At 70.9% G+C, this 19,750-nt stretch carries 15 protein-coding genes; 4 read left to right on the top strand and 11 right to left on the bottom strand.

Annotation, left to right across the window (positions count from 1 at the left end):
* Window positions 1–13: 13 nt before the first annotated feature.
* Complete coding sequence (locus tag ACWGI2_RS34070) at window positions 14–1,402, bottom strand: SLC13 family permease (RefSeq protein ID WP_453699658.1); 1,389 nt, start codon at window positions 1,400–1,402, stop codon at window positions 14–16.
* Window positions 1,403–1,651: 249 nt separating this feature from the next.
* Window positions 1,652–2,431 (bottom strand): IclR family transcriptional regulator, encoded by a 780-nt coding sequence (locus tag ACWGI2_RS34065; RefSeq protein WP_453699656.1) that lies wholly within the window; start codon window positions 2,429–2,431, stop codon window positions 1,652–1,654.
* A gap of 96 nt (window positions 2,432–2,527) precedes the next feature.
* Between ACWGI2_RS34065 and ACWGI2_RS34060 the strand changes: the two genes are divergently transcribed.
* A complete protein-coding gene (locus ACWGI2_RS34060) occupies window positions 2,528–3,694 on the top strand; it encodes a pyridoxal-phosphate-dependent aminotransferase family protein (protein ID WP_453699655.1) in 1,167 nt (388 codons plus the stop codon).
* A 52-nt stretch (window positions 3,695–3,746) separates the two neighbouring features.
* On the top strand, window positions 3,747–6,707 hold the full coding sequence (locus ACWGI2_RS34055) for an FAD-binding and (Fe-S)-binding domain-containing protein (RefSeq protein ID WP_453699654.1): 2,961 nt from the start codon (window positions 3,747–3,749) through the stop codon (window positions 6,705–6,707).
* 84 nt (window positions 6,708–6,791) lie between these two features.
* Here the strand turns inward: ACWGI2_RS34055 and ACWGI2_RS34050 are convergent, their stop codons facing one another.
* Genes ACWGI2_RS34050 through ACWGI2_RS34035 form a run of 4 tightly spaced genes read right to left on the bottom strand, consistent with a single transcriptional unit; the run spans window position 6,792 to window position 11,611 of the window.
* Complete coding sequence (locus ACWGI2_RS34050) at window positions 6,792–7,943, bottom strand: XdhC family protein (RefSeq protein WP_453699653.1); 1,152 nt, start codon at window positions 7,941–7,943, stop codon at window positions 6,792–6,794.
* The gene (locus tag ACWGI2_RS34045) at window positions 7,936–10,071 is read right to left on the bottom strand and encodes a xanthine dehydrogenase family protein molybdopterin-binding subunit (RefSeq protein WP_453699651.1); all 2,136 of its coding nucleotides are present in this window, start codon (window positions 10,069–10,071) and stop codon (window positions 7,936–7,938) included. The genes ACWGI2_RS34050 and ACWGI2_RS34045 overlap by 8 nt, the downstream gene beginning before the upstream one ends.
* Window positions 10,068–11,060: an FAD binding domain-containing protein gene (locus ACWGI2_RS34040; protein ID WP_453699650.1), complete on the bottom strand. Its 993-nt coding sequence runs from the start codon at window positions 11,058–11,060 to the stop codon at window positions 10,068–10,070. The genes ACWGI2_RS34045 and ACWGI2_RS34040 overlap by 4 nt, the downstream gene beginning before the upstream one ends.
* Complete coding sequence (locus ACWGI2_RS34035) at window positions 11,057–11,611, bottom strand: 2Fe-2S iron-sulfur cluster-binding protein (protein WP_160502651.1); 555 nt, start codon at window positions 11,609–11,611, stop codon at window positions 11,057–11,059. The genes ACWGI2_RS34040 and ACWGI2_RS34035 overlap by 4 nt, the downstream gene beginning before the upstream one ends.
* Before the next feature lie 241 nt (window positions 11,612–11,852).
* Between ACWGI2_RS34035 and ACWGI2_RS34030 the strand changes: the two genes are divergently transcribed.
* The gene (locus ACWGI2_RS34030; protein WP_453398434.1) at window positions 11,853–12,425 is read left to right on the top strand and encodes a TetR/AcrR family transcriptional regulator; all 573 of its coding nucleotides are present in this window, start codon (window positions 11,853–11,855) and stop codon (window positions 12,423–12,425) included.
* Here ACWGI2_RS34030 and ACWGI2_RS34025 read toward each other — a convergent pair.
* Entirely contained in the window at window positions 12,391–13,896 is a 1,506-nt protein-coding gene (locus ACWGI2_RS34025) for an MFS transporter (protein ID WP_453699649.1), read from the bottom strand. The two genes, ACWGI2_RS34030 and ACWGI2_RS34025, sit on opposite strands and share 35 nt — an antisense overlap.
* A gap of 220 nt (window positions 13,897–14,116) precedes the next feature.
* Between ACWGI2_RS34025 and ACWGI2_RS34020 the strand changes: the two genes are divergently transcribed.
* The gene (locus tag ACWGI2_RS34020; RefSeq protein ID WP_453699813.1) at window positions 14,117–16,339 is read left to right on the top strand and encodes an FUSC family protein; all 2,223 of its coding nucleotides are present in this window, start codon (window positions 14,117–14,119) and stop codon (window positions 16,337–16,339) included.
* Between the two features lie 30 nt (window positions 16,340–16,369).
* Here the strand turns inward: ACWGI2_RS34020 and ACWGI2_RS34015 are convergent, their stop codons facing one another.
* The 4 genes from ACWGI2_RS34015 to pstB form a co-directional block, all read right to left on the bottom strand.
* Window positions 16,370–17,095, bottom strand: a complete 726-nt coding sequence (locus ACWGI2_RS34015; protein ID WP_453699647.1) for a tyrosine-protein phosphatase — start codon at window positions 17,093–17,095, stop codon at window positions 16,370–16,372.
* Window positions 17,092–18,006, bottom strand: coding sequence for a DNA-binding protein (locus tag ACWGI2_RS34010; RefSeq protein WP_453699645.1), 915 nt, complete (start codon window positions 18,004–18,006; stop codon window positions 17,092–17,094). The genes ACWGI2_RS34015 and ACWGI2_RS34010 overlap by 4 nt, the downstream gene beginning before the upstream one ends.
* Before the next feature lie 79 nt (window positions 18,007–18,085).
* Entirely contained in the window at window positions 18,086–18,817 is a 732-nt protein-coding gene (locus ACWGI2_RS34005; protein ID WP_453699644.1) for a response regulator transcription factor, read from the bottom strand.
* A 12-nt stretch (window positions 18,818–18,829) separates the two neighbouring features.
* The gene (gene pstB / locus ACWGI2_RS34000; protein ID WP_453699643.1) at window positions 18,830–19,747 is read right to left on the bottom strand and encodes a phosphate ABC transporter ATP-binding protein PstB; all 918 of its coding nucleotides are present in this window, start codon (window positions 19,745–19,747) and stop codon (window positions 18,830–18,832) included.
* Window positions 19,748–19,750 lie beyond the last annotated feature (3 nt).

The raw sequence follows: 19,750 nt of genomic DNA, 5'->3' as shown, positions 1-19,750 counted from the left end.
GCTCGTACTGCCCTCACAGTGAGCTCGGCACGACGAACAGGCCCCAGGTGACGAGGGGGCCGATCAGGCTGATGCCGAGTCCCCAGACCATGAGGCGGCGGAAGACGAAGTCGCGTTGGTCTGCGGGGGTGTTGGCGGTCACCAGTGCTCCGCTGGTGGAGAACGGTGAGGCGTCCACCACGGACGCGGAGATGGCCAGCGCCGTGATGAGCCCGACGGCCCCCACCTCGCCGGCGAGCAGGAAGGGCACGGCCAGGGGAATGAGCGCGCCGAGCATTCCGGTGGTCGAGGCGAAGGCGGAGACCAGGGCGCCGATGAGGCAGATCAGGAGGGCGCCGACGAGGGGTGCCTCGATGGCGGCGACCTGTTTGCCGAGGTAGTCGATGGTGCCCATGCGCTCCATCTGGCTCACGTAGGTGACGATGCCGCAGACCAGCAGGACGGTTGACCACGCGCACCGGTCCACGGCGCCGGTGACCGACTTCGGTGAGACCAGGGAGAGGACGACGGTGATGGTGAGCGCCATCAGACCGACGTCGAGGTCGAAGAAGAGCGCTCCGGCGACGAGGCTGAGGAGCCCGATGAGGGTGAGCGCGCGCGGACCGTCGAGGGTGAGGGGTTCGTCCGGTGTCGTGGGTTGGGTGGTCGTGGCGACGGCGAGGGTGGGGCGGGGTGCCGTGCCCGCCTCGACGAGTTGGCCTCCGGGTCCGCCGGGCGGGGGTGCCTCGTCGTGTCGCTTACCGCCGGCGCCTCCGTCGCTACCGACTCCACTTGCCTTGTACGTCTCCGCGCGTTGCCCCAGCAACTGCCGTCCGCCGAAGGCGAAGAAGACGATGACGCACAGCGCCACGTTGAACAGGAACGAGGCGGTGAACAGGAGGGCGGGGTTGCCCGGCAGGTGGTTCCGCTCGACCACGTTGTTGGTGATGCTGCCGAACACGCCGATCGGCGAGAATCCGCCCGCACTGGCGCCGTTGGCGATGAGCAGGCCCATGAGTACGGGGTTGATGCCGTAGGCGGCGGCGAAGCCGAGGCCGATGGGGGCCACGATGCCGACCGCTGCCGGGGTGACCGCGCCGACCGCGGTGAGGAGTGCGGTGACGAGGAACATGACCCAGGGGATGAGGGCGATCCGGCCCCTCACCGCCTTCACGGCCGCGTTGACGAGCCAGTCCACTGTGCCGTTGTTCTTCGCTATGGCGAACAGAAGTGTGACGCCGACCAGCACGACGAACAGGTCACCGGGGAAGCCGGAGAACAGGTCGTCCGTCGACTCGTCCGCCACGGTGGAGCCGACGATGAACGCGGCCACGAGCGCGAGGGCGCCCAGGTGGACGGCGGAGAAGGTGGCGATGGCGAAGACAAGGACCAGGGCGATGATGGAGATGACTTGATCTGACACGAGGGCTCCCTTGCCGTCGGCCGATGGTCATGTCGCGGTGCGCCGGGCGCGTGACGAGGGGTGCGCGCGGCGTAGAGGAGTGCGCGGCGGATGACGGCACGCACGGACGTCCGCCCGTGGGCCGAAGGAGCCCAGGGGGGATGATTAATTCCGCCTGGCGGAATTGAGCTTTCGCAATGGGGAGTATTGGAGCGGGCTCCCCGGGGCGTCAAGGGGGACGCCCGAATGCGTTGCGCGGGACGGATCCTGCTAGAGGCCGACTGCCGGCCCACCCCCGGCAGCCTGTCGTGGATGCCCCAGCGCCGCACTGACCTGCCGCGCCGTCTCGCTCACCAGCGCGCCGTACGCGGCACTCGCCTCCTGGGTCATCCGGCTCGTCGGCATGTTCACGCTGATGCTCGCGACCGGCGTCCCTGACTCGCCCCACACGGCGGCCGCGACGGCGGACACGTCGTCGCGCCACTCCCCGCCGTTCGTGGCGTATCCCCGCTCCCTGGTCGCCGCGAGCTCGGCGAGCAGCAGCTCCTTGGCGGTGATGGTCGAGCTCGTGAACTCCTCGAGACCGGGGGCCAGGTGACGGTCAATCACTTCCCGGGGGCTCACCGCGAGGAGCGCCTTGCCGTTCGCGGAGGCGTGAAGGGGGAGTTGGGTGCCGAGCGCCAGGATGATGCGCACCGGCTTGGAGGTCTCCAGGCGTTCGATCAGGACCACCTTGTCGCCGTCAGGCACGGTCAGATGAACCGTCTCGTCGATGCGCCGCCGCAGCTCTTCCATGAGCGGCAGAGCGACGTCACGCAGGCTCAACTCCCCCGTCGCGCGGCGCCCCACCTGCAACGCCTTGGTGGTCACGACCCAGCGGGTGACCTCGCCCGCGGCCGGGCGGATCCAGCCCGCCTCATGCAGTGTGCGCAGGGCGCGCTGCGCCGAACTCTTGGGCAGCGCAAGGCTCCTGGCCAGGTCGGCGACCCCGATCGGCTGCCGCGCGGCGACCTCTTCCAGCACGCGAAGTGCGTTGAGAACGCTCTGCATCCGTTGACTCCCCACCGGCTCGGCCCTACGCTCCCCGTGCCACCTTACGATACACCGTGCCACAATGCGGCACGCTTCTCAAGGGAGTTGGCCACAGTGACCTCGCAAGCCGGGCGGCACTTCCTGCAGATACCAGGCCCCACCAACGTCCCCGATCAGGTGCTCCGCGCCATCTCGGCGCCGACCATCGACCACCGCGGACCCGAATTCGCCGCGCTCACCACGGAGTTGCTCGTCTCCCTGAAGCCAGTCTTCGGCACCTCAGGGCCCGTCGTGGTCTTCCCCGGCTCCGGCACAGGCGCCTGGGAGGCGGCCCTGGTCAACACGCTCAGCACCGGGGACCGGGTGCTGCATGTGGAGACCGGCCACTTCGCCACGCTCTGGCAGCAGATGGCAGCCGGTCTCGGCCTCTACGTCGATTTCCTCCCCGGCGACTGGCGCCACGGCGCATCACCCGAGGCCATCGCCGAACGCCTCGCGGCCGACAGCGCCCGTACGATCAAGGCCGTCTGCGTGGTGCACAACGAGACATCGACCGGCGTGACCAGTCGGGTGCCCGAGATCAGGCAGGCGATGGACGCCACAGGACACCCCGCACTGCTGCTCGTCGACACGATCTCCTCGCTGGGTTCGATCGACTACCGGCACGACGAGTGGGGCGTCGACGTCACCGTCGCCGGGTCCCAGAAAGGGCTGATGCTCCCGCCCGGGCTCGGCTTCAACGCGGTGAGCGAGAAGGCTCTCGCCGCGTCGCGCACCGCGCGGCTGCGCAAGTCCTACTGGGACTGGCAGCCGATCATCGAGGCGAACCGCCGCGGATTCTTCCCGTACACCCCGGCCACCAACCTCCTCTACGGTCTCGCCGAAGCGCTGCGGATGCTCCACGCCGAGGGGCTGCCCGCGGTCTTCGCACGGCACGACCGGCATGCGGCCGCCACCCGAACCGCCGTGCGCGGCTGGGGACTTGAGGTGCTGTGCGCCGACGACCGCGAGCACTCGTCCTCGCTGACCGCGGTGCTCATGCCCGAGGGCCAGGACGCCGACAAGGTGCGCGAGATCATCCTTGAGCGGTTCGACATGTCCCTGGGCGCGGGCCTCGGCAAGCTCGCCGGACGGATCTTCCGCATCGGCCACCTCGGCCACCTCAACGATCTGACGCTCGCGGGCACCCTCGCCGGCGTCCAGATGGGCCTTCAACTGGCCGGCGTACGCATCGATCCCGGCGGTCTCACCGCCGCCCTCGACGTCCTGCGCGCCGAGTGACGGCGGCCGCGCGCCCGCCGAAGTCACCGTCCCGCCGAGGAGGTTGCCGAGCATGACCGTCACCGAGGGCGAGAGCCCCACCCACGAGAGCGCCGAAAGCTCCGAGACCCAGGACCGGGCCCGCGGTCTCCAGAAGGACCTGGTCAGGGATCTCGAAGGCGAGGTCCAATTCGACGACTACACCCGGCACTTGTTCGCCCGGGACGCGAGCATGTACGCCATCACGCCGATGGGCGTGGTCTTCCCCCGGCACGCCGACGACGTCGCCGCGGCGGTCGCGGCGGCCGCCGCCCACCGGGTGCCCGTCGTGCCGCGCGGGGCCGGGACCAGCCTGGCGGGCCAGACCGTCGGGCCCGGCCTGGTGCTTGATCTGTCCCGGCACATGAACCGCATCGTCGAGCTCGACCCGGGCAGCGGTACGGCCCTGGTCGAGGCCGGCGTCGTACAGGACCAGCTCAATCGCGCGGCGAGCCCGTGGGGGCTGATGTTCGGCCCGGACACCTCGACCAGCAACCGCGCCACCATCGGCGGGATGATCGGCAACAACTCGGCCGGCAGTGGATCGGTGCGCTACGGCATGACCATCGACCACGTCCGCGAACTCGACGTGGTGCTCTCGGACGCAAGCCGGGTGCCCCTCGGCCGGATCGACGAAGCCGAACGCGCCTACAGAGCACAGCAGTTGACGCTGGAGGGCGCCCTGTACCGGGAGCTGCCCGAGATCGTGCGGGCCAATGCCGCGGCCATCGCCGAGGGGTTCCCGGAGCACTGGCGCCGCGCCTGCGGCTACCGCCTCGACCGCTTGGCCCGCGAGGGCGCTCCCTTCGACCTCGCGAAGTTCGTCGTCGGCTCCGAGGGGACGCTCGCCGTCGCGACGAGCGCCCTCGTCGGTCTGGTGCCCAAGCCGCGCCGCACAGTGATCGCCGTCGGGCACTTCACCTCCGTGGCGGGAGCCATCGCGGGGACCGAGGACGCGCTGGCCTGCGATCCGGCCGCCGTGGAGCTGATGGACCGTACGATCCTCGATCTGTCCCGGCGCAAGATCGAGTACGCGGCGCTCGGCGACCTTCTGGAAGGGCAGCCCGAGGCCTTGCTCTTCGTGTCGTTCACCGGCGACGAGGAGGGTGAACTCCTGGACCGGATGCGGCGGCTCACCAAGCTCTGGTCCCGGCACGGGCACGGCTATCACACCCTCCAGGCGGTCACCCCGGCCCAGCAGTCGTCGCTCCTGAAGGTCCGCAAGGCGGGGCTCGGCCTGCTGATGGCGGCCAGCGAGGGCACCCGGCGCCCGCTCGCCTTCGTCGAGGACACCGCGGTCGACCCGGTGCATCTGGCCGACTACACCCGCAGATTCAAGGACGTCCTGGACCGGCACGGCATGACGGCCGGTTTCTACGGCCACTGCTCGGTCGGCTGTCTGCACATCCGGCCCTATCTCGACCTCGCCGACCCGGCGGACATCGGCCGCATGCGCGCCGTCGCGGAGGAGGTCAAGGATCTGGTCGCCGAGTACGGCGGGGTGAACTCCAGCGAGCACGGCGACGGTCTCGCGCGCAGCGAGTTCAACCGGGAGATCTTCGGCGAGAAGCTGTACGAGGCGATGCGCCAGGTCAAGCGGCTCTTCGACCCCGACGGCATCCTCAACCCCGGCAAGATCGTGGACGCGGCGCCGATGACGGAGAACTTGCGCGACGCGGCACTGCCACCCGCCGAGCCGCTCCGCACCCGCCTCTCCTTCGAGGTCGTGGGCGGTGGCGGCATGCGCGCGGCGGCGGACCGCTGCATGAACATCGGCCTGTGCCGCAAGTCAGGCAGCGGCGCCATGTGCCCCTCGTACATGGCAACCCGCAAGGAGGAGGACTCCACCCGCGGCCGGGCGGGAGCCCTGGTCAAGGCCCTCTCCGAGCCCGACCCGAAGGCCGCGCTCGGGGACGAGCGGCTGCACGAGATCCTCGACCTGTGCTTGATGTGCAAGGCGTGCAAGAGCGAATGCCCTCTCGGCGTCGACATGGCTACCCTCAAGAGCGAGACCCTCGCGCACTACCACGACACTCACGGAGTGCCGCTCCGCACCCGCCTGTTCGGAGCGATCCGGCTCCTGAACCGCCTGGGGTCGGCGACGGCCCCGCTGTCCAACCTGCCGGGACGCGTCACACCGGTACGCCGGCTCATGGACCGCCTGGCCGGCATCGCTCCCCAGCGGCCCCTGCCGGTGTTCGTGCGGCGCAATCTGCTGCGGTGGTTCCGGCGGCGTACGCCCATCGCGCGCCCTGTCACGCAGGGCACGGTCACCTACCTCGCCGACTCCTTCACCACGTACACCGAGCCCGGCATCGGCCGTGCCGCCATCGAGCTGCTCGAACAGGCGGGGTGGCGGGTGCGGCTGGAGAGCGGCGGCTGCTGCGGAAGGTCCAGCCTCTCCAAAGGCCTGGTCGACGACGCGAAAAACAAAGCGCGCCAACTCGCCCATACCTTGCGGGAGTCGACGGACCCCGGCTCACCGATCGTGGGCTGCGAGCCCTCGTGTCTGATGACGCTGCGCGACGAACACCGGGCCCTGCTGCCGGACGACACCGCCGTCAAGGACATCGCAGGCAGGGTGCGCCAGGTCGAGGAGCTGCTGGTGGAGGCCATCGACGACGGGCGGCTGCGGCTGCGTGCCGACTCATGGCTCGCCGGACGCAAGCTGCTCTACCACGGGCACTGCCACCAGAAGGCGGAGGTGGGTACGGCCGCCACCGTGGCTCTCCTTGAGCGCATCCCGGGAGTGAAGGTGTCCGAACTGGACGCCGGGTGCTGCGGGATGGCGGGTTCCTTCGGCTTCGAGTCCGAGCATTACGAGGTGTCGATGACGGTCGGTGAGGACCGGCTGTTCCCAGCGATCGAGGCGGAGGACGCCGACACGGTCGTGGTCGCCACCGGTGTGTCCTGCCGTCAGCAGATCTTCCACGGGACCGAGCGGAACGCCTGGCATCCGGTGCAGTTGCTGTGGGAGGCGGTGGAGCAGGCGTGAGCGCGAGGGCGGTCACGGTGAATGAGCACCGCGACCGCCCCGCGCCCGGCCAGGCCAGCTCACGTCAGGTCAGCTCACGTCAGGTCACGCGGCAGCATGGGAGCCACCCGCCCCCGCACCGCCCCCTTCGTGGTGGATCGGCATCCCGGACCCGGTCAGCGGAACACCCGTCCCGCCCCTTCGCGCCGCGACGATCTCGGCCGCTATGGACAGGGCGGTCTCCTCCGGTGTGCGGGCCCCGAGGTCGAGCCCTATCGGGGAGTGCAGCCGCGCCAACTCCTCTTCGTTGATGCCTACTTCACGCAGGCGCTTGTTGCGGTCCTCGTGGGTGCGGCGTGAGCCCATCGCGCCCACGAACGCGACCGGAAGCCGCAGGGCCACCTCAAGGAGCGGGATGTCGAACTTGGCGTCATGGGTGAGGACGCACAAGACCGTGCGGCCGTCGGTCGCGGTGTCCCTGAGGTAGCGGTGCGGCCAGTCGACCACGATGTCGTCGGCCTCGGGGAAGCGGGCCCGCGTGGCGAAGACCGGACGGGCGTCGCACACGGTCACGTGGTAACCCAGGAACTTGCCCGTGCGCACCAGAGCCGCGGCGAAGTCGATCGCACCGAAGACGATCATGCGGGGCGGGGGCACGCTCGACTCGACGAACAGAGTCAGCGGCTCCCCGCAGCGCGAGCCGCTCTCCGAGACGTCGAACTCGCCGGTGCGGCCCGCGTCCAGCATCGCGCGGGTCTCCCCCACCACCGTCCGGTCGAGGTCAGGATGCCCCTCGAGGCCGCCTTCGTACGAGCCGTCGGGGTGGACGAGCACGACCCTGCCGAGGAGTTCGGCGGGGCCCTTGGCCACGCGGGCGATCGCCGCGGACTCCCCGCGGGCGGCGGCCGAGAGCGCCGCCGCGAAGACCTGCCTGCCCGGGGCGTCCGCGCCGAGCGGCGTGACCAGGACCTCGATGACTCCCCCGCAGGTCAGGCCGACCGCGAAGGCGTCCTCGTCGCTGTAGCCGAAACGCTCGCGCACGGCTGTGCCGTCCTGGAGGGCCTGGACGCACAGCTCGTACACCGCCCCCTCCACGCAGCCGCCGGAGACCGAACCGATGACCGTGCCCTCGCTGTCGACGGCGAGGGCGGCGCCGGGCGGGCGCGGCGCGCTGCCGCCCACCGTCACGACGGTGGCGACGGCGAAGTCCCGGCCCTCCTCGACCCAGCGGTTCAGCGCTTCGGCGATGTCAAGCACCCGTGGCTCCTCCCGCGTCCAGGACACGGTCGGGGCGGATGGGCAGGTGGCGGTGGCGTACGCCGGTCGCGTGCCAGACCGCGTTGGCGATGGCCGCGGCGGCCCCCACGATGCCGATCTCGCCGATGCCCTTGATGCCGACCGGGTCGTCCGCGTCCGTGTCCTCGACCCAGTCCGCCTCGATGACCGGCACGTCGGCGTTGGCGGCGAAGTGGTAGCCCGCGAAGTCGGCGCCGACGTGACCGCCCGTCGCCTGGTCGCGATGGGCCTCTTCGTGCAGGGCCATGGACAGGCCCCAGGTCATGCCGCCGACGAACTGGCTGCGCGCGGTGAGCGGGTTGATGATGCGGCCCGCAGCGAAGATGCCGAGCATGCGCCGCACGCGGACCTCGCCGGTGGTGACGTCGACGGCGACCTCGGCGAACTGCGCGCCGAAGGAGTGCCGTTCCTTCTGCGACAGGGCACCGACGGCCGCGCTGGTGTCGGAGCGCACGGTGATGCCCTGCGGCGGAATGTCACCGCCCAGGGCCAGTTGCTCCCGCAGGTCGGCCACCGCCGTCCGGACGGCCCAGCCCCAGGAGCGGGTGCCCATCGAACCGCCGGAGATCGCCGCCGGGCCGAAGTCGCTGTCGCCGATGCGCACATGGACGCGGTCCTGGGGCACCTCGAGCGCTTCAGCGGCGATCAGGGTCAGCGCGGTCCGTGCCCCCGTGCCGACGTCCGCCGCGGTGACCCGCACCGTGAAGGTGCCGTCGGCCTCCGCCGTCACGGCCGCCGTGGACGGCATGACGATCACCGGGAAGGAGGCCGCCGCCGTGCCGGTGCCGAGCAGCCAGCGCCCCTCACGCCGCAGCCCGGGACGCGGGTCCCGGTCCGCCCAGCCGAACCTGCGGGCGCCCTCCTGGAAGGCGGACAGCAGATTGCGGCTGGCGAACGGCAGCCCGGAGACGGGGCCGACGTCCGGTTCGTTGCGGGCGCGCAGCGCGATCGGATCCACGCCGCACCGCTCGGCGAGTTCGTCGAGCGCGGACTCCAGGGCGAAAGAGCCCGGAGCCTCGCCGGGCGCGCGCATGTAGGTCGGCGTCGGCACGTCGAGCCGTACGACGCGGTTGACGCTGCGGTGGGCGTCGGCGGCGTACATCGGACGCCCGAACCCGGCGCTCCCCTCGACGAATTCGTGGACCGTCGACGTGAGGCTGTGCGCCTGGTGGTCGACGGCGCGCAGCCGCCCGTCGGCGTCGGCGCCGAGCCTGACGCGCTGGGCGGTGGGGCTGCGGTAGCCGGTGAGCGAGAACAGCTGGCGACGGCTGAGGACGACCCTCACCGGGCGGTCGAGCTGGGTCGCCGCCATCACGGCGAGGATCTGGTGGACGCGTACGCCCTTGGATCCGAAGGCGCCGCCGACGTGTTCGGACCGTACCCGGACCGAGGCCGGGTCGAGCGAGAACAGCTTCGACAGCTCGTCCGCGACCCAGGTGCTGCCCTGGTTGGAGTCGACGACTTCGAGGCGGCCGTTGTCCCAGCGCGCCATCGCCGCGTGCGGTTCCATCGAGCCGTGGTGCTCTTCGGGCGTGGTGTACTCCTCGTCCACCAGGTGGGAGGACGCGGCGAGTTCGGCCTCCAGGTCGCCCTTCTCCATCAGATGGGCGTCACCGTCGGGCGTGTACGTGCCGGGGTGCGCGGCGGAGAACGCGACGTCGTGCGGCTCCTCCTCGTACCGCACCACCAGCGCCTCGGCGGCCTCTCTCGCCTGCTCGGAGGTCTCGGCGACGACCATCGCCACCGGCCAGCCGACGAAGGGCACCCGGTCGTGCTGGAAGACCTCGACGATCGGGTCGGGCGGGCCGAGCATGCTGATGTAGTCGCTGTCGACGCGCGGCGCGTTGCCGTGGTGCAGGACGGCCAGGACACCGGGCATCTTGCGGACGGGATCCGACTCGACCGAGAGGACCCGGCCGCGGGCGATCGTGGACAACACCAGCCAGCCGTGGGCGAGTTCGGCGAAGGGGATCTCTCCCGCGTACCTGGCGGCGCCGGTGACCTTGTCCAGGCCCTCCACACGGGTGAACGAAGCGCCGACGGCGCTCGACGCCGCGGTGGACGTGGTCGTCGCGGACTGCGTCGTCATCGGGCCACCTCCTCAGTGATCTCGGTCAGCAGGGCGACGACGAGGTTGCGCATCAGCGTCACCTTGTAGCCGTTGTGGGGCAGCGTCTTCGCGGCGGCCAGTTCGGCGTCCGCGGCGGCGGCGAACGCCTCGGCGGTCGCGGGACCTCCGGTCAGGACCCGCTCGGCCTCCCGGGCGCGCCACGGCCGGGACGCCACCGCGCCGAAGGCCAGGCGCACTTCGCGTACGACACCGTCCTGGACGTCGAGCGCCGCGGCGATCGATCCGATCGCGAAGGCGTACGACGCGCGCTCGCGCACCTTGCGGTAGCGGGAGTGGGCGGCGACCGGGGCGGGCGGCAGGGTGATGCCGGTGATGAGCGCGCCGGACGGCAGCGCGGTCTCCAGGTGCGGGGTGCTGCCCACCGACAAGTAGAAGTCGGCGAGCGGCAGTTCGCCGGTGCCCTCCGCCGTCTCGTACGAGATGACGGCGTCGAAGGCGGCGAGCGCCACCCCCATGTCGGAGGGGTGGATGGCCACGCAGTGCTCGGTGGCGCCGAGGATGGCGTGGTTGTGGTGCTCGCCCTCGACGGCGGGGCAACCAGTGCCGGGGGCGCGTTTGTTGCACGGTTTGGACAGGTCGGCGAAGTAGCCGCAGCGGGTGCGCTGGAGCAGGTTTCCGCCCACGGTGGCCATGTTGCGCAGCTGGCCTGACGCGCCGGCCAGGACGGCCTCCGTCAACGCCGGGTAGCGGCGCCGCACTTCGGGGTGGGCCGCGAGATCGCTGTTGGTGACGGTCGCGCCGATCCGCAGGCCGCCGTCGTCCGTGACCTCGATGCGGTCGAGGGGCAACTCGCGTACGTCGATGAGCAGTCCGGGCCGCTCCACGCCGCTCTTCATCAGGTCGACGAGATTCGTACCGCCGCCCAGGACGCGTGCGTCGGGGTCGGTGCCGAGGAGCGCGACCGCGCCGGGGACGTCGGACGCCCGCTGATAGCCGAATTCCCTCATGCCACGGCCTCCGCACCCTCGGTCTCGGCGGCTGCCGCCTGCGCGACCGCCTGGACGATCGACACATAGGCGCCGCAGCGGCAGAGGTTGCCGCTCATGCGCTCGCGGATCTCGTCGGCGCTCAGCTCTGGAACGCCCGCTTCGGGCCGTACGTCGGTGGTAGCGGCGCTCGGCCAGCCCGCCGCGTGTTCCTCGATGACCGCGATGGCCGAACAGACCTGCCCTGGCGTGCAGTAGCCGCACTGGTATCCGTCGAGGTCGAGGAACGCCTGCTGCACCGGGTGCAGTTGACCTCCCTGCGCCACACCTTCGATGGTGGTGATCTCGCGTCCCTCGGAGGCGACGGCAAGTTGCAGGCAGGAGACCGCGCGGCGTCCGTCGATCAGCACCGTGCAGGCGCCGCACTGCCCTTGGTCGCAGCCCTTCTTGGTGCCGGTCAGATCGAGGCGCTCGCGCAGTGCGTCGAGCAGGGTGGTGCGGTGGTCGACGGGCAGCGAGTGCTTTTCGCCGTTGATGTTCAGCGTGATGGCGCTGGACGTCGATAGGGCCACGATCAGCCTTCTTTCGCTTCTCTCAGCTCTTGTCAGCTTTTGTCAGCTTGTGTCACGTAAAAGCGGGAGCGTCGCGCGGGGCGGTCCCCACGGAGGCTCCGGGAGGTGGTGGCGCTGTGCGTAAGGGGGGTCTGCCGGTATGGTGACCCTAAGCGGACAGTTGTCCGTTAGCTTCAAAACTTAACGGACAGCTGTCCGCTTAGCAAGAGTGGCCCGGCCGTGATTCTCGGGAGGAGGACGAGTGCATCAGAAGAAGGACGCACTGCGCTCGGACGCGCAACGGAATCGCGAGCGCATCCTGGAAGTGGCCCTGGCCGAGTTGACACACTCGGCGGACGCCCCGCTCAGCACGATCGCCAAGAAGGCGTGCGTCGGGCAGGGAACGTTCTACCGCAACTTCCCCAACCGCGAGGCCCTCGTCCTCGAGGTCTACCGCTACGAGGTCCAGCAGGTCGCGGACACCGCCTGCCAGCTCCTCGAGACGCGCCCACCCGATCAGGCCCTGCGGGAGTGGATGGACCGCCTCGCGCAGTACGCCATGGCCAAGGCGGGCCTGGCCGACGCGATGCGCAAGGCCACCAGCGCGCTCGGCACGCTGGCCGGAGTGGGCCACGGGCCCGTGACCTCAGCGGTCACGCTCCTCCTCAAGGCGAACGAAGAGGCGGGCACCATCCGCCCCGGCGTCACCCCCGACGACTTCCTGCTCGCCATCGCGGGCCTCTGGCAGATCGACCCGCACGGCGACTGGCAGACCCGCGCCGGACGGCTCCTGGACCTGGTCATGGACGGACTGCGCGCAGGAGCGCCGCGCTGACGCAGGCCGCGGCCAGCAGGATACCGAAGGCGACCATCAGGGCCGTGGTGTAGCCGTGCACGGAGGCCGCCGGCATGGCGTCCGTGGTGGACGCCAGGTACGACGCGGTGGCGCTGGCCGCGACCGTGTTGAGCAAGGCCGTGCCGAGCGCGGCCCCCAGTTGCTGGGAGGCGTTGTAGGCCGCCGCCGCGGCTCCGATCTCGTGCGGTGGCATGTCCGCGGTGGCCAGGCTCGCGGTGGGAGGCAGCACGCAGCCGAGTCCGAGGCCGGTCAGGATCAGCGCCGGCACCAGGTACAGCGGAAGGACGTCCGTGCTCTGCGAGGTCAGGCGGGTCAGCAGGAACATCCCCGCCGCCGCGGCAAGCAGCCCCGGCACGATCAGCGCGGCGGGTGCGACGCGTCCGTGGAGCTTCCCGGCGATCAGTGTCGCGCCGACCAGGGCGGCCACGGCGTTGATGATCAGCGTCAGGCCCGCTTCCACGGGTGAGTAGCCGAGGACCGTCTGCGTGTAGTAGCTCATGAACAGGTAGAAGCCGAACATCGCGACGAACAGCAGAGTGATGGAGGCGAACGCGCCGGCGCGGGCGCGATGTACGAGTACGCGCATCGGAAGCAGCGGTCTCGGCGCGCGGACCTCGACGGCGGCGAACGCGGCGAGCAGCAGGACACCGCCCGCGAGCAGGGCGAGGACCTTCGGCGAACCCCAGCCGAGCGGCTCGGCCTCGTTGAAGGCGTACACGATCGCGGCGAAGCCCGTGGCGCTGAGCAGGGCGCCCGCCACGTCGAGCCGTCCCCCGTCCCGGACCGGCCGGTCACGTGGCACGAACGTCGCGCCGAGCACGGCGAGCAGGGCGATGGGGACATTCACGTAGAGGCACCAGCGCCAGCCGGCGTACTCGGTCAGTAGTCCCCCGGCGACCAGGCCGACCGCCGATCCTGCGGCGCCCACGGCGGCGAACACGCCGAAGGCCCGGCCGCGTTCACCGGGCTCGGTGAAGGTGATCGTCAGCAAGGAGAGACCCGCGGGAGCGAGGAGCGCGGCGAACACTCCTTGCAGGGCGCGCGCCCCGAAGAGCATCTCGGGGTTCACGGCGGCACCGCCGAGCGCGGACGCGGCGGCGAAGCCGATCAGACCGATGAGGAACGTACGCCGGTGGCCGAGCGCGCCGCTGACCCGGCCGCCGATCAGCAGGAGCCCGCCGAAAGCCAGGGCGTACGCGGTGATCGCCCACTGGCGGCTCGCGTCGGACATGCCGAGTGCGCTCTGCGCGGAGGGGAGCGCGATGTTCACGATGGTGCCGTCGAGGACCACGAGGAGCTGGGCCGCGCTCACCGCGAGGAGCGTCCACCAGCGCCGCCGGGCGAGGTGGAGGGTGGGGCGGCCTGGCGTCGTGCCGTGGGTTTCCGGGGCGTCGGCGCGCGGCTCTGCCCCGGACAGTTCGTTGTCTGCTGGATTCACTGCTGGATTCATGACTTCAAGTGTTTCGTTGAAGTCACCCCGGAGACTTTCGCCCGCATCTCGTCGACACCGCGGGCGTATCACGCTGTGAACCCTCAAGCCCCGGTTGCACCCTGACGTGACAGAATCCGGCCTGAACAGCGGCGATGAGGGTGTGAGCGCAGTGAGACGGCGGACCAGGACCGGCACATGGGACCGCTTCGTGGCATCGGACCCGGGGCTCCTGCGACTGATGGCGGGGCTGCGGACGGTCGGAGCGATCGCGCTCACGCTCGTCGTCCTCGCGCTGCTCGGCACCGACGTCACGCACATGGTCGCGGGCGCCATGACCGCGATGGTGTCCACCTTCGCCATCAAGGAGAAGGAGGTGCGCGGCCAGGCGGTCACGCTCGCGCTCGGCCTGCCCGTCGCGCTCACGGCGATCTCCCTGGGCGCGCTGCTGCACGACCAGGTCGTCGCGGGGGACATCTTCTTCATCGCGCTGATCTTCGGCGCCGTCTACAGCCGCAGATTCGGCGACCGGGGCACGGCCCTCGGTCTGATCGGCTTTCAGGTCTACTTCGTCTCGCTGTTCGTGGGCGCCACCACGTCCGCCCTGCCGCACCTCTATCTGGCGCTGGCCATCTCCTTCGTGTGCAGCGCTGTCGTACGGTTCGCCGTCGTGCCGGAGACTCCGGGGCGTGATCTGGGGCGGCTGCGCGTCGCCTTCCGAGCGCGTCTCGCGCAGCTGGTGGCCACGCAGATCGAGCTCCTGGACGCGGCGCCCGAGCAGTTGGAGAAGGTCCTCGCCGAGCTGCGGCGCGGCACGTCCCGGCTGCATGAGACCGCCCTGATGATCCAGGGCCGCCTGGAGGAGGGCACCCCCGACGCGGCCACGGCGACGCTGGTCCAACGCCGTGTGGCGGACGCGGAGATCGCGGCCGAACGCCTCGGCGTACTCCTCCTGAACGCGCGCAGCGCCGAACGCGCGGACACCCTCACCCTGCACCTGCCGCACGCGCCCGTACCGGCGACCGGGACGCGCATCCGTGCCGAGGACGACGCGACCGTCACCCTGCGCCGGGACCTGAACGCCCTGCACCTGCTGGTCGGCCGCCCGGTCGCCGACGACCGGGGCACGGGCCTCGCCCACGTACGCAACCGGCTGCTCGGCTACCGCGACGAGGACAATCTGCCGCGGGCTTCGATGGCCGTCCAGGACGTGTTCCGTGGCATCGGTGAGGCGGCCCGAGCCGTCCTCGGCCTGCGGATCGCCCTCGACGGACCCCAGGACGAGTCCGACGACTCACCGGCGACGACCCGCTCCCGCGAGGAGTTCGACGCCGAGGACATCGCGATCGCCGGCGCCGAGGAGACCGCCGAAGGCGATGAGGACGACCGCACCGGGCTTCGGCGCCCCACCACCAGGGCCGCGTTCCAGGTCTCTGTGGGCTCGACCCTGGCCATCATCGGCGGCGAGTTCCTCTCCACCCAGCGCTGGTACTGGGCGGTGCTCACCTGCTGGGTGGTGTTCCTCAACACCGCGTCCACGGGCGAGATCCTGGTCAAGGGCTACCGACGGCTCCTGGGCACGGTGCTCGGGGTGGTCGCCGGTGTGGCGCTCGCGGGCCTGGTCGGCAACCACACGTGGGTCGCGTTCGCGCTGGTCCTGCTCTTCATCTTCGCGATGTTCTTCACCGCTCCCCTGTCGTACGCGCTCATGTCCTTCTTCGTCACGGCGATGCTGGGTCTGCTCTACACGCTCCTGAACACCTACAGCCTCGCCGTGCTCTGGCTGCGCATCGAGGAGACGGCGCTCGGGGCCGCCTGCGGCATCATCGCGGCGGTCCTGGTGCTTCCGGTGCACACGGACCGCCGCACCGACGAGCTCCTGAACACGGTCCTGACTCGGCTCGCCGACGTCATCTCCGCTTCGGTCGAGCAGCTCAGCGGTGGCCCGGCGGCGGATCTCCTGGACAAGGCGCGGGACTTGGACACCGCGCTCGACGATCTGCGCGCCTCCATCCAGCCGTTGACACACCCGATCACTCCGCTGCGGGGCCGCCGCAGGACCGCCCGCTATCTGGTGGCGCTCCTTGAGACCTGCGCCTACCACGCCCGTTCCCTGGCGGCCACGGCCGAGCTCGTGCCGTTCAGCAAGAACGTCGCGGCCGATCCGCGCCTTGAGCGGGCAGGCCTGCGCATCGCCCACAACATCGAGGTCATCGCCGGGTACGTGGACGACGACAAGGCCACGGGCGAGGTCGAGTCGGGCGCGAGCATCGCCTCGATGCTGGAGGCCGAGGGATCCGGCGCCCCGCGCTCGGGCACCGTCACCTACCGCGTGCTGCGCCATCTGCAACGCCTGGACGAGGGGGTGGTGGGTCTCGCCCGGCCTCTCGATGTGCCGGTCGCGGGCCGCGGACGCCCGTCGAGCAAGGCCCCGGCTGCGGCTCGGCGTTGGGGACGGGGCTGAGCCGCCGCGCCGAGGTCCGTCGGTGGCCGTTCAGTCCAGCAGTCGCGTCCGCAGTCGGTCGATCAGCGGGTCGTCGACGCCCAGTTGCTTGACCGCGTAGCCGTGCACCGAGCCGTAGGTGGCGGTCAGGTCGGAGAGGAACAGGCGCATGATCTCCTCGGGCGCGCGACCGTAGCCGGGCCAGTTCAGGGGGCGGTTGGGGTGCGCCTCCTTCCAGTCCGCGATCAGCCGGTCCGTGGCGAGTTCGGTGAGGGCGAAGTCCGTGGCGATGTCGTCCTCGTCCACGCCGAGCAGCGAGAGGACGAGCGCCGCGAGCAGCCCGGTGCGGTCCTTGCCCGATGCGCAGTGGAAGACCTGCGGGTCGCTGCCGGAAGCGATGACCTCAAGGGCCTGGTGGAGTTCCTCCGCGCCGTCGAGGGCGACCTCCGCGTACCGGTCGGCGAGGAAGCGCCAGGGGTCGAGGCCGGGGTCGATCTCGGCCTGGTCGTAAGGGCGGTGCTCCACACTGAGGTTGGCGTACGCGAGCCCTTCCGCTTCGGGCACCCGGCCCTTGGCCTCGATCTCCCACGGATAGCGCAGATCGATCACCGTGCGGATTCCCAGCGAGAGGAAGCGGTCCCAGTCGGCGCCCCGCAGCTTGGCGAGCGAGTCGGAACGGTACAGACGGCCCCAGCGCACCGTGCGACCGTCAGAGGCCCGATAGCCGCCCAGATCACGGAAGTTGTGCAGGCGCTCGAAGTCTATGTGTCGTCTCACCCGCGGAACCCTACGTGGAGGCGGTCCGGGGGAACCGGCACCGGCAGGGACTCCAGCAGGAACGCTGCCGCCTCCCGCAGGGGCGCGGGGGTGTCCGGCCTCCCGAGCAGTCGCGACGCCGTCCGTCCGAGTGTCCGGGTCGTGCGTACGGACCCGATGTGGGCGGCGCCGGGCGCGAGTTCGGCGATGAGGTCCTCCGCGTCGCTCCATGCTCCGGCTCGTGCCAGGGCCGAGAGGAGCTGCGCGGTGAAGAGGTTCCGGTAGGAGGGGCCGGGCGCGGTGGCCGCCTCGTGCAGGAGGGGGATGGCCTGGTCCCATCGGCGCAGCCGGGCGAGGACCCAGCCCCGGTGGCCGAGCAGCTCGGTCCGGTCGATCCACCAGGCCCAGGGCGGATCGTGGCGCGAGATGCCGTCCAGGAACCGGCTCTGCGCGCGGGCCATCAGGTCCATGGGCTCACGGTGGCCGCCGAGCATGGCGATCGCGTGCGCCTGGCGGATCAGGACGAGGCTGCTGACCATGGCGGGGAGCGCTCGCGCCCCGTGCACGCGGGCCGCGGTCTCCAGGGCGGTGCGCGGCGCTCCCGTGTGGGCCTTGAGCATGCTGTCGTTCAGCAGGACGAAGCGGGCCGTCCAGCGGTCGCCGCCGAGCTCCGCAAGGGCCAGCGCCCGTGCGTTCATCCGGTGGGCCCCGCGGTAGAAGCCCGCGTCGAAGAGGATCCAGCCGATGACTTCGCACAGTTCGGCGAGGGCCGCGAGCGTGTCACCTTTCTGCGTACGAAGACTCCCGGGCGGGGCGGACAGCTGCGGAATGCGCCGCATGGCCTCGCGCACGGCGGGCATCGCGGAGGTGGCCCCGGACGTGGCGTCGAGGGTCACGAGGCGGTCGATGGTGCGCAGGGCCAAGGGGATCACCCTGCCAATGATCCGGTATCCGTCGACGCCGATGTAATGATCCGGTATCCGTCGACGCCGACGTGACGCGCGCTGACCGTCAGGGCGCCGAGCCGCGGCCCGGGCACTCCAGGCGGTACCCGAGCCCCCGGATCGTGTCGATGGTGCAGCCACTGCCCGGCACGGAACCGATCTTCTCGCGCAGTCGCTTGATGTGGACGGTCAGCGTGTTGGTGTCGGTGAGCTCGCCGCCCCACAGTTCGCGCAGGATCTGCTGGCGGCCCACGACCTGATGGGCGTGCTGCATCAGATAGCTCAGGACCTGGAACTCCCGCAGCGGCAGATGCAGCAGCCTGCCGCGTACGTGGACGTGCATGCCCGCCGGGTCCAGTTCGATGTCACCCACGGTCAGCCGCTCCCCCGGCCCGCCGCCCGATGCGGGCGCACGCCACAGCAGCGGCAGGATCTCGGCGATGCGGTAGGGGCGTGCGACGACGGCGACCGCTCCGGCGTTCAGGGCGGCCACCGCCTCATCGGCGACCTGCGGGCCGGCCCCCACGACCACCGTCAACGGGCAGAGGCGGCCGAGGAGTTCGGTGACCACGGCCGCGTCGACGACGGGCAGCGGGGCACCCAGGAGCACCATGGACGGCCGGTCGAGGCCCGCGCGCAGCAGCACTTCGGCGCCGTCACGGCACTCCGTGACCTTGATGCCTTCGGCGGTGAGCCCGGCGGCCACATCCGCGGCGACCGCCTCGTCGGCCTCGGCGAGCAGCAGCGCGGGTGCGTTGGGGAGATGGCTGGGAAGCCGTCGCGCTCCGGGCTGCGGCATCGGGCCACCTCCTTATCCGAAGCGGCCGGTGATGTAGTCCTCGGTGCGTGGGTCGGCCGGGTTCTCGAAGATCTTCTCGGTGGTGTCGTACTCGACGAGGCGCCCGTGGCGTACGCCCTTGTCGTCCACGTCGGCGGTGAAGAAGGCGGTGTAGTCGGAGATCCGCGCCGCCTGCTGCATGTTGTGCGTGACGATGACGATGGTGAACTCGGACGCGAGTCCCGCCATCAGGTCCTCGATGCGCGCGGTGGCGATCGGGTCGAGTGCCGAGCAGGGTTCGTCCATCAGGATCACCTCGGGCCGCACGGCGATCGCCCGCGCGATGCACAGCCGCTGCTGCTGCCCGCCGGACAGCGCGAGGGCGCTGGCCTTGAGCTTGTCCTTGACCTCGTCCCAGAGCGCGGCGTTGGTCAGCGCCTCCTCCACGAGGTCGTCGAGGTCGCCCTTCATGCCGTTCACGCGCGGGCCGTACGCGATGTTGTCGTAGATCGACTTGGGGAAGGGGTTGGGCTTCTGGAAGACCATGCCGATGCGCCGGCGGACCTCGATGGGGTCGACGTCGGCGTCGTACAGATTCTCCCCGTGGTAGACGACCTTGCCGGTCACGCGGGCGCCGGGGATGAGGTCGTTCATCCGGTTCAGGCAGCGGATGACGGTGGACTTGCCGCAGCCGGACGGGCCGATCATCGCGGTGATCTGGCGGCGGCCGATGGTCAGCGTGACATCGCGGACCGCCTGGTGGTCGGCGTACCAGACATCAAGGTCGGAGATGTGGAAGACCGGGTCGCCCAGGGAGGGCGTCGGCCTGCCGTGGCGGCGGTCGCCGATCGCGAGGGCCAGGGAGCGGCCCTCGGGCGCTTCCCGCTTGGTGAGGTCGGGCACCGGCTCTTGCCGATGCGTGGCGGGGACAGGTGCGGGGTCTTGGTTCATCGG

It is taken from the genome of Streptomyces sp. NPDC054866 (assembly GCF_053610745.1).
The sequence above is the reverse complement of the archived record's forward strand: the minus strand, read 5'-3'. Positions and strand labels throughout refer to the sequence as shown.